Annotated in this window: 14 protein-coding genes; 7 read left to right on the top strand and 7 right to left on the bottom strand. The window is 70.4% G+C overall.

Annotation, left to right across the window (positions count from 1 at the left end):
• Positions 1-309 precede the first annotated feature (309 nt).
• Positions 310-1,098: an alpha/beta fold hydrolase gene (locus AB0J91_RS17385; RefSeq protein WP_363869671.1), complete on the top strand. Its 789-nt coding sequence runs from the start codon at positions 310-312 to the stop codon at positions 1,096-1,098.
• Between the two features lie 102 nt (positions 1,099-1,200).
• Entirely contained in the window at positions 1,201-1,878 is a 678-nt protein-coding gene (locus tag AB0J91_RS17380; protein ID WP_363869668.1) for a GntR family transcriptional regulator, read from the top strand.
• Between the two features lie 3 nt (positions 1,879-1,881).
• Here the strand turns inward: AB0J91_RS17380 and AB0J91_RS17375 are convergent, their stop codons facing one another.
• Together AB0J91_RS17375 and AB0J91_RS17370 are read right to left on the bottom strand one after the other, a co-directional pair.
• A complete protein-coding gene (locus AB0J91_RS17375) occupies positions 1,882-2,715 on the bottom strand; it encodes an alpha/beta hydrolase (protein ID WP_363869665.1) in 834 nt (277 codons plus the stop codon).
• Entirely contained in the window at positions 2,712-3,290 is a 579-nt protein-coding gene (locus AB0J91_RS17370; RefSeq protein ID WP_363869662.1) for a quercetin 2,3-dioxygenase, read from the bottom strand. The genes AB0J91_RS17375 and AB0J91_RS17370 overlap by 4 nt, the downstream gene beginning before the upstream one ends.
• 121 nt (positions 3,291-3,411) lie before the next feature.
• On the opposite strand from AB0J91_RS17370, the gene AB0J91_RS17365 reads away from it, so the two are divergent.
• Positions 3,412-3,849 carry a MarR family transcriptional regulator gene (locus tag AB0J91_RS17365; protein WP_363869658.1) on the top strand — a complete coding sequence of 146 codons (438 nt, stop codon included), beginning with the start codon at positions 3,412-3,414 and terminating at the stop codon, positions 3,847-3,849.
• 282 nt (positions 3,850-4,131) lie between these two features.
• Positions 4,132-4,533, top strand: coding sequence for a VOC family protein (locus tag AB0J91_RS17360; protein ID WP_363869655.1), 402 nt, complete (start codon positions 4,132-4,134; stop codon positions 4,531-4,533).
• Between the two features lie 133 nt (positions 4,534-4,666).
• Here AB0J91_RS17360 and AB0J91_RS17355 read toward each other — a convergent pair whose 3' ends face one another.
• From AB0J91_RS17355 to AB0J91_RS17340, 4 genes are read right to left on the bottom strand one after another with little or no spacing between them, the layout of a single operon-like run.
• Positions 4,667-5,596: a TauD/TfdA family dioxygenase gene (locus tag AB0J91_RS17355; protein WP_363788322.1), complete on the bottom strand. Its 930-nt coding sequence runs from the start codon at positions 5,594-5,596 to the stop codon at positions 4,667-4,669.
• Positions 5,597-5,654: 58 nt separating this feature from the next.
• The gene (locus AB0J91_RS17350) at positions 5,655-6,452 is read right to left on the bottom strand and encodes an ABC transporter permease (RefSeq protein ID WP_363869652.1); all 798 of its coding nucleotides are present in this window, start codon (positions 6,450-6,452) and stop codon (positions 5,655-5,657) included.
• The gene (locus AB0J91_RS17345) at positions 6,445-7,224 is read right to left on the bottom strand and encodes an ABC transporter ATP-binding protein (protein WP_363869649.1); all 780 of its coding nucleotides are present in this window, start codon (positions 7,222-7,224) and stop codon (positions 6,445-6,447) included. The genes AB0J91_RS17350 and AB0J91_RS17345 overlap by 8 nt, the downstream gene beginning before the upstream one ends.
• 17 nt (positions 7,225-7,241) lie before the next feature.
• A complete protein-coding gene (locus AB0J91_RS17340) occupies positions 7,242-8,207 on the bottom strand; it encodes an ABC transporter substrate-binding protein (protein WP_363869646.1) in 966 nt (321 codons plus the stop codon).
• Between the two features lie 412 nt (positions 8,208-8,619).
• Between AB0J91_RS17340 and AB0J91_RS17335 the strand changes: the two genes are divergently transcribed.
• Positions 8,620-10,257 (top strand): bifunctional NAD(P)/FAD-dependent oxidoreductase/class I SAM-dependent methyltransferase, encoded by a 1,638-nt coding sequence (locus AB0J91_RS17335; RefSeq protein ID WP_363869643.1) that lies wholly within the window; start codon positions 8,620-8,622, stop codon positions 10,255-10,257.
• A gap of 3 nt (positions 10,258-10,260) precedes the next feature.
• On the opposite strand, the gene AB0J91_RS17330 is transcribed toward AB0J91_RS17335, so the two are convergent.
• A complete protein-coding gene (locus tag AB0J91_RS17330; RefSeq protein ID WP_132673455.1) occupies positions 10,261-10,527 on the bottom strand; it encodes a helix-turn-helix transcriptional regulator in 267 nt (88 codons plus the stop codon).
• 86 nt (positions 10,528-10,613) lie between these two features.
• Between AB0J91_RS17330 and map the strand changes: the two genes are divergently transcribed.
• Together map and AB0J91_RS17320 are read left to right on the top strand one after the other, a co-directional pair.
• A complete protein-coding gene (map, locus tag AB0J91_RS17325) occupies positions 10,614-11,378 on the top strand; it encodes a type I methionyl aminopeptidase (protein ID WP_363788327.1) in 765 nt (254 codons plus the stop codon).
• A 276-nt stretch (positions 11,379-11,654) separates the two neighbouring features.
• Positions 11,655-11,885, top strand: a complete 231-nt coding sequence (locus AB0J91_RS17320) for a zinc finger protein (protein WP_363869640.1) — start codon at positions 11,655-11,657, stop codon at positions 11,883-11,885.
• Positions 11,886-11,906 lie beyond the last annotated feature (21 nt).

Here is an 11,906-nt window from a genome sequence, read left to right as displayed (position 1 = left end):
AAACACGGCCTAGCGGGAACCTCGTGTCCGTCGGCTTCCGCAAACCCGCCGCCTTCGCCGAAACCTTCCACCCCCGGCATCTACAGCAACGGCTGAGGGTTGATCGCCCCTCCGGGCGAGGATTTTCGGAAACCTCGCCCCCAGTGGGTGGTGGCCGGAATACCGCGGTGATCGGGGTCGCGACGTGCCTGGTGTCGTGTCGTGGGACGTCGCATCGCTCACGAGCGCGCGTGAGTCTAGCCGCAGGTCGTGTCGGGTGGTGGTGGGGCTGCGTAGGGTTCCGGGGTGTTCGTCTTCGGGAGGGAACGCATGGCAGTCGGGCAGGAGTTCACGCGCGCGCAGGACGGCACCTCGCTGGCCTTCCAGGTGGCCGGTGCGGGGCGGCCGCTGGTGCTGCTCGCGGGGCAGGCCAACAACCACCGCTGGTGGGACGGCGTGCGCGAGGACTTCGAGGACGTCCACCGCACGATCACCGTGGACTACCGGGGGACCGGCGCCAGCGGCAAACCCGATGAGCCGTGCTCCACAGCGGGTTTCGCCGAAGACGTCATCGCCGTGCTGGACGCGCTCGGCGTCGATTCCGCTGACGTCTACGGCACGTCCATGGGCGGTCGCACCGCCCAGTGGCTGGCCATCAACCACCCGGATCGCGTGCGGCGGCTGGTCCTCGGCTGCACCTCACCGGGCGGTCCGCACGCCGTCGAACGCGACGCCGCGGTCCGTCGCGCCCTCGCGCAGCCGGACCGGGCCGCGGCCGAACGGGCGCTGCTGGAGCTGATGTACAGCCCGGAGTGGCTGGCCACGCACGACGGCCCGCGCACCGTTCTCGGCGACCCGGACATGCCGGCGCACGCCCGCCGCCACCACCTCGCCGCCAGCAACGGCCACAACGCCTGGGATCGGCTGGACGAGATCGGCTCGCCCACCCTGGTCGTGCACGGTGCCGATGACCGGATGACTCCGGCGAGCAACGCCGAGCTCCTGGCCCAACGCATCCCCGACGCCGAAGCGCACGTCCTGCCCGGACTCCGCCACGCCTACTTCCACGAGAACCGGCCGGTGGCGAGCAAGCTCGTCGGGGACTTCCTCGCCGACTGAGCCGCGCGCCGATCTTCCGCCTGGGGAGGATGGCGCGGGCCTGCGCGAACCCCGCCCGCTAGAATGGTGGACAAAATTGTTATCAATCTCGGGGTAGGGGCAGTGACCACAGCGAAGCGGGACGACGTCGGCCAGGAGGCTCCGGTCGTGAACGCGATCCGCGAGGCCATCACCAGCGGAGACTTCGCCCCGAACCAGCGGTTGGTGGAGGCCGAGCTCTCCGAGCAGTTCGGCGTGAGCCGCGCCGCCGTCCGCAACGCGCTGGTCCAGCTGACCACCGAGGGCCTGGTGGAGCGCATCCAGAACCGGGGTGCTCGGGTGCGCGCGGTGTCGCTGCAAGAAGCCATCGAGATCACCGAGGTCCGGATGGTCGTCGAGGGTCTGTGCGCGGCGCGCGCGGCCGAGCGCGCCTCCGAGCAGGAGCACGGTGAGCTGCGCGAGATCGGCGAGCTGATGCAGCAGGCCGTCGCCGCCGGCGACGTGCTCGGCTACTCCGAGATCAACAAGCGCCTGCACGCCCTGATCCTGCGCATCAGCGGCCAGGAGACGGCGTGCGCGGTGCTCGGGCGGCTGCGCGGCCAGAACGTCCGGCACCAGTTCCGCCTGGCCATGCACCCGGGCCGCCCCTCGGTGTCGCTGCCGCAGCACCTGGCGATCATCGAAGCCATCTGCGCCGGCGACGCCGAAGCCGCTGAGTCGGCGATGCGCACCCACCTGGGTAGCGTCATCGAAGCCCTGCCCGAGGTGGACAAGACCCAGTCGCGCTTCAACGCCCTGTGAGCGCTAGCGCGCGGTGACCCGCTGAGCGAACTCCAGGGCGCGGGTGAAGATCCGCTCGCCGTCGACCGGCCCGCACCACAGGTGTCCGGCTTCGGGCACCAGCTCGCAGTCGACCGGGCGACCGGCGGTGCGCAGCGCGTCGGCGAGCAGTCGGCTCTGCTCCGCGGGAACGGCGTCGTCCGCGGCGCCGTGCGCCAGGTGGAACGGGGGAGCGGCGGCGTGCACGTGCGACACCGGGCTGGCGGCTCTCGCCAGATCGGGCACCTGCGAGGCGGCTGCTCCGAGGAGCTGCGCCTCGCGCGAGTCCGGGTCGTCCCGCGAGGGCATCGCGCTCAGATCGCTCGGCCCGTACCAGTCGACCACGCCCGCCACCGCGCCCGGAGCCTCCCGGGTGGCGGTGAGGCCGAGCAGCGCGGCGAGGTGCCCGCCCGCGGACTCGCCCCACACCACGATCCGCTCCGCGTCGACCCCCAGATCGGCGGCGCGGTCACGGATCCAGTGCGCAGCGGTGGTCACGTCGTCGAGCTGGGCGGGGAAGACCGCCTCGCCGCTGAGCCGGTAGTCGGCCGAGATGACGGCGAAACCCGCCGCGACGAGCCGCGCGAACGGGCTCGGTGACCAGTCCTGCCAGGTCGGGCAGAACGAGGTCCGCGAGCCGAGCCGCCATCCTCCACCGTGCAGGAACAGCACCACCGGCGGTCTCCCCACCGGTGGCAGGTGGACGTCCGCCAGCAGCGGGCGGTACCCGTCCGGAGTCGCGTAGGGCACCGCGCGCAGGAGCTCTCCCGACGCGCCCATTCTGGCCGTCGCGTCGGGAAGCGGTTCGGTGCCGGTCATGGTCGCTGCTCGCTCGCCGACGGAGTGCGCCACCGGTGCTCCGGCAGGAACCGGACGTCGTAGCGCTCGCCCACGATGCCGAACCTGTCCGGTTCGGGAGCCACCGGTGCGGTCGGCAATCCCGGTTCGTCCGTGGGTGCGCCCAGGTTCTCGAAGAACCGCTCGAAGGTCCCACCCGGCCCGGCGGCCACGCCGACGATGCGGCTGTGGTGGCGTTCGATCCGGTAGGCGTGCGGGCAGTTCTTCGGCACGAACCCGAAATCACCCGCTGTCAGCAGCTTTTCGTGCTGATCACCGCCGGTCTCCTCGACGAAGAGTCGAACCGCGCCGTCGGTGATGAAGAAGACCTCGTAGGTCTCCGGGTGCGAGTGCGCGGGGATGATGTCGCCCTTCGGGCCTTCGCAGGTGAAGAAGTTGAAGGTGTTCTCGGTCTGCTCGCCGCCGGCGTAGATCGTGAACAGGTCTCCGAACAGGTGCGCGCGGTCGCCCTGCCCCTTCTCGATGAAGTAGGGCTTGCCCGGCTCAGGTGGGATCTGCGAGCGCGTCCGGTGCTGCGTCGCGAACTCGATCGTCATGAGCCCCTCCACGTCCCGGGTCGCCTACACCGTCAAGGTACCTGACGATCGGCGAGGTGTGAACGACCGGGCGGGAGATCGTGCGATCGTGTACCCCGACCGCACCCGGAAGCTGAGGATCATGGACGACACCCCGCCGAACGTGCCGCAACTGCTGGCATCGGCCAAGCGCTGGTTCGACGACGCGCTGCACAACAGCATGCGGCACTCCGGCGAGCAGCCGGTCACGGTCGCGCAGGCGGCGGTGTTCGCCAGTCTCGACGCCGCGGGAACCTCCGCCGCCGAACTGGCCCGGCGCATCGGCACTACTCGCCAGTCGGTCCACCAGGCGGTGCACGGGCTGATCGGGATGGGTCTGCTCGAACAGGTCCCCGATCCCACGTCGGCCCGCAACCTGCTGGTCCGCGTCACCGAGGAAGGCGCCCGCGTCCACCGCAAGGCGCTGCGCACCATCGAGGCCATCGAACGCGAGCTCGCCACCCGCATCGGCCACGACGCCGTCACCGCGCTGCGCGCCGCGCTGGACCAGCCCTGGGACACCCCGCCCCTCATCCGATGACCTGGAGGAGGGGGATTCGACGTGGTCGTCATCCGCGCTGCTGACCAGCACGGATGAGCCGCCGGGCTGCTCGACGGCCGCCGAGCCACCGCGCACTGGCTCGCGCTCGAACAGCTGACCCAGTTCGGTGCCGGGCCCACCGGAGAACGGGGCGGATCCCCGCCTGACGCGAACGGGCGACTCGAAAGAGGTTCCGAGACCGGCGCCGTGTGGGCACCATGAGAACACACCGCGCCGGGGCGGCCCTGCCGCACTCCCGGCGCAGTTCCCGAGGAGGCTGGCATGGCCGAGTTCCCACCCATCACGCACGTGGCGATCACCGTGTCCGATCTCGAACGCAGCACCCGCTGGTACCGGGCGCTGTTCGGTTCCGAACCCGTGCTGGACGAGGACGAGACCAGCGGCGGTTTCCACCACACGGTGTTCGCGCTGGCCGACGGACAGCTGTTCGGTCTGCACACCCACCCCGGCGGAGCCAAGGGCGGGGCGTTCGACGAGCACCGCACCGGACTGGACCACGTGGCCTTCGCCTGCCGCGACCGGGCCGAGCTGGAGAGCTGGTGCCACCGCCTGGACGACCTCGACATCCAGCACGGCGGCATCGTCGACGCCCACTACGGTTCCGGTGTGCAGTTCCGGGACCCCGACCACATCGCACTGGAGTTCTTCGCGCCACCGGGCTGAACCGGTGTTCGCGCGACGGTCTGCAACGCGACATCGAACGTGTCGCCCAGGGGCGGTTTTGGTCCGAACCGTCCATGATCAATGACTGAAACGTCAGATCAGTTCGGACCAAAACCGGCCGCTGCCCGGAGCGTCAGGCCGGGAGAGCGGAGTAGGCGGACGGGTCGCCCACGCGGGTCTCGCTGCGGCGGCCGTCCAGGGAGACCGGGACGTCACCGGCGACGGTCACCCGGTGCATCCTGCGCGCCTGCTCGTCGTAGTCGGCGAGGGCGTAGTGCTGCGTCGCGCGGTTGTCCCAGATCGCCACGTCGCCGGGCTGCCACTGCCAGCGGGCGGTGTTCTCCAGGCTGGTCACCCGGTCCTGCAACAACCGGAACAACGCCTGCGACTCCGGACTGCGCAACCCGACGAAACGCTTCACGAAATGCCCCAGCAGCAAAGCGCGTTCACCGGTCTCCGGGTGCACCCGAACCACCGGGTGCTCGGTCTCGTAGAGGTCGGAGACGAACTCCGCGCGGTGCGTCTGCTCCTTGACGTCCACCCCGCCGGTCCGGGTCTCGTCCACCCGCGCGGCGTAGTCGTAGTCGTTGGTGTGCACCGCCCACAGCTCGTTGACCAGTGCCTTCAGCGGCTCCGGAAGGCCTTCGTAGGCGGCCGCGGTGTTCGCCCAGGTGGTGTTGCCGCCGTAGGAGGGCAGCTGCACGGCGCGCAGCACGCTGATCGCGGGCACCCGGTCCACGAAGGTGACGTCGGTGTGCCAGCTGTTGGCCTTCCCGTACTCGGAGTCGATCGGCAGGATGTTGCCGATCGCCCGGCTCGTGGTCGTCGGGTGCGCGAGCGTCAGATCACCCAGCAGCGAGGCGAACTCCTGCTGACCGGTCTCGTCGAGGTGGTGCTGGTCGCGGAAGAACACGACCTTGTTGGCCAGCAGTGCCGAACGGATCTCGGCAACGGTCGACGCGTCGAGGTCGCCGCCCAAGCGCACGCCGTCGATGCGGGCGCCGATGTTGGCCCCCAGCTTGACGACGTCGAGGGCCTTCTTCTGCTGCGGAACAGCGGTCATGACGGGTTCTCCTCCATCAGTGCGGACCCGGCGCGGGACCCTCCCGCGCCCGGAAGAATCAACTGCGCCAGCGCGACAAGCGCCGCTCGACGGCGGTGAGCGCGTGGTTGAACGCGATGCCCAGCAGCGAGATCGTGACGATCCCGGCGTACATCTGCGGGACCTCGAAGTTGTACTGGGCCGCGTTGATCAGGTAGCCGAGACCGGCTTTGGCGCCGACCATCTCGGCGGCGACCAGCACCAGGATCGAGGCCGCCGCGGCGAGCCGGATCCCGGTGAACACCGCGGGCACCGAAGCGGGCAGGACGACCTTGCCGAACACCGCCGCCGAGCCGAACCCCAGCGACCGCGCGGACTTGATCAGCAGCGGGTCCACGGTGCGCACGGCGCTGATGGTGTTGAGCAGGATCGGCCACACGCAGGCGAACACGATCAGCGAGATCTTGGAGGTCTCGCCCAGTCCGAGCAGCAGCACGAACACCGGCAGCAGCGCCAGCGCGGCGGTGTTGCGGAAGACCTCCAACAGCGGTGTGAGCAGCTCGTCGGCCGTGCGGTACCAGCCGATGACCAGCCCCAGGGGCACCGCGATCAGCAGCGCGATGGTGAAGCCGGTCAGCGCGCGAGCCAGGCTCGCCGCCAGGTTCTCCCACAGCTGTCCGTCCGCGGCGAGTTCGAACCAGGTCGCGGCCACCCGGCTGGCCGGGGGCAGGAAGATGCTGTCCACCAACCCGATTCGCGGCACCAGCTCCCACACCGCGAGGAACACCAGGATCGCCACCGACGACCGAGCGGCGCGACCGGCCCGCACAGCCCCGTAGCTGGTGGCCTGCCGGAGTGGGGTGAGCGTGTCAGCCAACGCCGATCACCTCCGGCGCGGCGTGCAGCAGCGACCAGATCCGGTGCCGGTACTCGGCGAACTCCGGCCTGAGCAGGGTGTCCTCGCGGCTGGTGCGCTCGGCGATGTCGACCTCGACGGTCTCCCGGACGCGGCCGGGCCGCGAGGTGAGCACCGTGACCGTGCGTCCCAGGTAGACGGCCTCGTCGATGTCGTGGGTGATGAACACGACCGTCTTGCCGGTGCGCTGCCAGATGTCCAGCAGCTGCTCCTGCAGGCGTTCCCGGGTCTGGGCGTCGAGGGCGCCGAACGGCTCGTCCATCAGCAGCACGTCGGGATCGAAGGCGAGGCTGCGCGCGATGGCGACCCGCTGGCGCATCCCGCCGGAGAGCTGGTGCGGGTAGTGGCCGGCGAAGTCGGCGATTCCCACCAGGTCGAGGTGTTCGCGCGCCCGTTCGCGGCGCTGCGCCTTGGACGCGGAGTTGGCCTCCAAGCCGAGTTCGACGTTCGCCTGAGCGGTTCGCCAGGGCAGCAGCGCGTACTGCTGGAACACCACGCCCCGGTTGAGCCCTGGGCCGTCGATGGGCTCGCCGCCGATGCGGATCTGCCCGCTGGTGGGGGAGTCGAGCCCGGCGAGCAGGTCCAGCAGGGTGGACTTCCCGGAGCCGCTGGGGCCGACGATGACGGCCAGCTCGCCCGGCTCGATGCGCAGGTCGACGCCGTCGAGGGCGGTGACCTCGGAGTCGCGTCCCCTGAAGGTTCGGGTGACGCCGTCCAGAACGATGTCTGTCATGGGTGTGCCTCTTCGTGTCAGGCGAACGGGTTGAACTCGTTGGTGTGGATGCGGGAGACGTCGACAGAGCCGGGCCGGATGACTCCGGAATCGACCAGCCGCTCCAGCCAGAGGGAGAACTCGCGGGCGGCGATGGCCCCGCCGGGTCCTGCGACCCCGCTGGAGCGCCAGTACGCGGCGGTCTTGGTGTCCTCGTTGCGGCCGCGTCGCCGGATGATGTCGGTGAAGCGGGCGACGACCTCCGGGTACGGGCGGGTCTGCGTCCACCGCACCGCCTTCGCGATGCCGGCGACCAGCGCGCGGGTGGTGCTTGGGTTGGCGGCGATGAACTCGTCGCGCAGCACGTAGCAACCCGCGCTGAAGGCGCCCAGCAGCTCGAAATCGGTGAACAGCGGGCGGATCCCGCCGCGCGCCTTGGCCTTCTCCGAAACCGCTCCGGTCATCGTCGACACGTCGAGCTGACCGGACCGCAGCGCCTGCTCCGAGCTCACCGGCGGTACCACCACCGGTTGCACGTCGCGGATCTCGGAGTCGGAGAAACCGTTGCGGCGCAGGTAGATCCCCAGCACGTCCTGGTGGTGCGCACCGACGGTGTTCATGCCGACCGTCACGCCGTGCAGATCGGCCGCTCCGCGCAGCGGACTCTCGTCGAGCACGAAGTACCCGGCGTTGCTCAGCGCGTCGGACCCGTAGTAGGAGACCACGGCGGTGATCGGTGCGCCTGCGGCGACCAGCCGCAGGATCGAGCCGTTGAACGCGCCGCCGATGTCGACGTCGCCGGTCACGGTGGCCTGGATGTCCTGCGGCCCGCTGGTGGTGTTGCCGATCCACTCGAGGCGCACGTCGCCGAGCAGGCCGAGGTCGGCGGCGAGCTCCGGGAACGTCACCTGACCGGACCACCCCTGGTAGCGGACGACCGTCGTCTCCCCGCGCGGAGCGGCGGAGGAGGCGGCGCATCCGCTGAGGACCGCGGCGGTGGGCAATGTGGACAGACCGAGGCGTAGGAAGTCGCGGCGTCCCAGGGGACGCCGTGGTGAGGAAGGCACAGTGCGAAGACCCGTCTTCTCGATGAATCGCCGAGGGGGATCAGGCGCGACGTAGCGCAGTCGCGAAAAGGGGTGAGGTGAAGGGAAGACGCCGCTCGGATCAGTTCAGCGGCGTTGAGGTGTCAGCGACAGCGGGCGCTGGCGACGCGGAGGCAATCCACGTAGCGGCGCTCGACCAGAGCGATGTTCGCTGTCATGCCCTCGATAGAACCAGTGCTCGAACGAGGGTGTCAATCATGGTTCCCGGGCGTCCCGAAGGGCGGGACCGCCTCCCTTGTTGCTGGATCGGCAAAGAATGTTGCTGATTCTCGTGAGGGTTGGGCATGGTGGTCGCTGGAGGTGGTCAGTGATGGAGAACGAGGGTCTGACCAGGTACGACGTGGTCGTCGTCGGGGGTGGCGCAGCCGGGTTGAACGCCGCGCTGATGCTGGGGAGGGCGCGCCGCAGCGTTCTGGTGATCGACGGCGAGCAGCCCCGCAACGCCCCCGCCGCCCACATGCACGGGTTCCTCTCGCGCGACGGCGAGGCGCCCGCCGACCTGCTCGCGGCCGGTCGCCGCGAGGTGGCGGGCTACGGGGGAGAGGTCCTTTCCGGACAGGTGGTTTCGGCGCGACGCGAGGGCTCGGGTTTTGTCGTGGAGACTGCCGATGGCAGGCGGGCGAGCGCGCGACGGTTGCTGCTGGCGACCGGGCTGCGCGATGAACTGCCCGACGTGCCGGGGTTGGCGGAGAGGTGGGGCCGCGACGTGCTGCACTGCCCCTACTGCCACGGCTGGGAGTTCCGCGACGAGCCGATCGGCGTGCTGGCGACCAGTCCGATGAGCGTGCACCAGGCCCTGCTGTTCCGGCAGTGGAGCGAGCGGATCACGTTGCTGCTCAACGGATCCGAAGCGCCGTCGGGTGAGGACGCGGAGAAGCTCGCCGCTCGCGGCGTCGACGTCGTCGCGGAGCCGGTCGAGGAGCTGGAGGTCGTCGGCGACGAGTTGGCCGGAGTCCGCCTGGCGGGCGGGCGAGTGGTTCCGCTGCGGGCGTTGGCGGTGGCTCCGCGCATGGTCGCCCGGTCGGAACCGGCCGCCGGCCTCGGTTTGGAACCCGAGGCGCACCCCAGCGGAGGTGCGCACATCCCCTCCGACGAGAGCGGCCGGACGTCCGTGCCGGGTGTGTGGGTCGCGGGCAACACGACCGACCTGCGCGCCACCGTGATCGTCGCGGCGGCTGCCGGGGCGACCGTCGGGGGAATGATCAACATGGACCTGGTCGAGGAGGAGACCGCCCGCGCCGTGGCGTCCGCGCGGGAGCCCTTCAGCGCGGCGGCGGAGAACCGGACCTGCGAGGTCGCCATGGGCGACAACCGACACGGAATGACGCTCGACCAGGAGGAGCACATGAGCGCAGCGGAGTGGGACGAGCGCTACGGCAGCCAGGAGCGGCTCTTCAGCGGAGCCGCCAACGACGCCCTCGTCGCCGAGGTCACCGGCATGCCGCCGGGGCAGGCCCTCGACGTCGGCTGCGGTGAGGGTGGCGACGCGATCTGGCTGGCCGAGCAGGGCTGGAAGGTGACCGCGACCGACATCTCCCGGGTGGCGGTCGAACGCGGTGCCGCGGTCGCCGCGGAACGCGCTCCGGAGGTCGCCGCGAACATCGCGTGGGTGCGCGCGGACCTGGCCGCCGAGCTCCCACCGGCCCGCTCGTTCGACCTGGTCTCCGCGCAGTACTTCGCGCTGAAGAAGGAACGCGGTGAAGAGCCGGTGCGCGCCCTGCTGGCCGCCGTGGCGCTGGGCGGCACGGTGCTCTACGTCGGCCACGACCCCGCCGGGTTCCCGCCGGACACCGAGTTCGACCCGGCCGAGTACGTCATGCCCGCCGACGTCGCCAAGCTCCTGGACGGGGACTGGCAGGTGGAGGTCGACGAAACCCGCCCGCGCACCGGGCCCGGCAAGGAGGAGCACCCGCACGACGTGGTGCTCAGGGCCCGTCGAGTGCGCTGAGGGTCAGGAGGCGCTGCGCAGGCTCACTCCACCGCGCCAGACCTCGGCGACCTCGTGCACCGGGAGGTCCAGGGCATCGCACAGGCCCACCACGGTGCCGAACGCCGGGGTCGGCAGCCGGCCGGATTCGATCTTGCGCAGCGTTTCGGGGGAGATTCCCGCCGCGCGGGCGATCTCGACCGCGTCGCGTCCTGCGCGCGCGTCCCGCAGCATCTTGCCGACGCGCGCGCCGGACTCCACCTGATCAGGGGTGAGAGGAAGCCGTACCACGACTCGAAGGTTACGGTGGTATTTAAATACCTGCAAGTGCTAGGATTGGTATTAAAATACCGACACTGAGAGTCGTAGGAGTACGAGTGATCGAGTTGAAGACGCCGGCCGAGATCGACAAGATGCGCGTCACCGGCGCGTTCGTGGCCGAGATCCTCGCCGAGGTCGGGGACATGGCGAAGGTCGGCGTCAACTTGATGGACCTGGAGCACCACGCGCGTCGCCGGGTCGAGGAGCGCGGCGCCCAGTCCTGCTACTGGGACTACTCGCCGTCCTTCGGCGAGGGGCCGTTCCGCAACGTCATCTGCCTGTCGGTCAACGACGCCGTGCTGCACGGGCTCCCGCACGACTACGTGCTGCGCGACGGTGACGTGCTCACCGCCGACTTCGCGGTGAGCATCGACGGCTGGGTCGCCGACGCCGCCCGCACGGTCATCGTCGGAACCGAGGAGGAAGAGGATCGCAGGCTGGTGCGCTCGACCGAGGAGGCGTTGCGCGCGGCGATCGACGTCGCCAAGCCGGGCAACCGGCTCGGCGACATCTCGGCCGCGATCGAGGCCGTCGCCACCGACTACGGCTACCCGGTCAACACCGAGTTCGGCGGGCACGGTCTCGGTCGCACCATGCACGAGGGGCCGCACGTGGCCAACCGCGGCAAGCCCGGTCGGGGCCTGAAGCTGCAGCCGGGTTTGACCATCGCCATCGAGCCCTGGTTCGCGCGCACCACCGCCCGCATCGTCACCGACCCCGACGGCTGGACCCTGCGCTCGGCCGACGGCTCCAACACGGCCCACTCCGAGCACACCGTGGCGATCACCCCCGACGGTCCTCGGATCCTGACCCTTCCCTGACGCCCGTCCGCGGCGGGGTGGCGATGACCGCCCGTGATGACCTGAGCGGCAAATGGGATGTTCGCGGCTTCCAGCGTGGCTGGGAATCACGGAATTGTCACCGCGAGTGGTGGTCTCGGGTGGTCTCTCGTGCGTGCGGAGAGGTCAACTACTCCGAACGGGTTGCGTGTGATCGCTCGTTGTTCGGGTAGCGTTCAAGATCGTGGCGGGCGTGATCGAATCGACCGGGGGCGGGTGGCCGTGCCCCGGACCGCGCCCGCGCGAAGCGGTGGCCTGATGTACCGGCCGCATCCGTTCAGCTGGGTGCCCGCCGAGGGGGAGCGCCACGCCACCACCGACGCCAAGCCCCGCCACGGCTACCACGGCGTCACCGTGAGAACGCTGTGCTCCAAGAAGGTCACCGCCGACAACTCCGACATCGGCTGGTTGTGGCCCACCTGCCCGTCCTGCAACAGCGGAGCGCACGAACTCGCCGGCGTCCCCGAGGCGGGCGAGGGCGCGGACTGACGACGCCCACCCGGCACGCGG

This window comes from Saccharopolyspora sp. NPDC049357, from assembly GCF_040677225.1.
Lineage (GTDB): Bacteria > Actinomycetota > Actinomycetes > Mycobacteriales > Pseudonocardiaceae > Saccharopolyspora.
This window is presented reverse-complemented; position numbering and strand designations above follow the sequence as displayed.

Bases quoted from the DNA above. Each gene is read 5' to 3' on its own strand.
- AB0J91_RS17385 (WP_363869671.1), top strand. From the start codon at position 310: ATGGCAGTCGGGCAGGAGTTCACGCGCGCGCAGGACGGCACCTCGCTG.
- AB0J91_RS17375 (WP_363869665.1), bottom strand. From the start codon at position 2,715: ATGACCGGCACCGAACCGCTTCCCGACGCGACGGCCAGAATGGGCGCG.
- AB0J91_RS17370 (WP_363869662.1), bottom strand. From the start codon at position 3,290: ATGACGATCGAGTTCGCGACGCAGCACCGGACGCGCTCGCAGATCCCA.
- AB0J91_RS17365 (WP_363869658.1), top strand. From the start codon at position 3,412: ATGGACGACACCCCGCCGAACGTGCCGCAACTGCTGGCATCGGCCAAG.
- AB0J91_RS17360 (WP_363869655.1), top strand. From the start codon at position 4,132: ATGGCCGAGTTCCCACCCATCACGCACGTGGCGATCACCGTGTCCGAT.
- AB0J91_RS17355 (WP_363788322.1), bottom strand. From the start codon at position 5,596: ATGACCGCTGTTCCGCAGCAGAAGAAGGCCCTCGACGTCGTCAAGCTG.
- AB0J91_RS17345 (WP_363869649.1), bottom strand. From the start codon at position 7,224: ATGACAGACATCGTTCTGGACGGCGTCACCCGAACCTTCAGGGGACGC.
- AB0J91_RS17335 (WP_363869643.1), top strand. From the start codon at position 8,620: ATGGAGAACGAGGGTCTGACCAGGTACGACGTGGTCGTCGTCGGGGGT.
- AB0J91_RS17320 (WP_363869640.1), top strand. From the start codon at position 11,655: ATGTACCGGCCGCATCCGTTCAGCTGGGTGCCCGCCGAGGGGGAGCGC.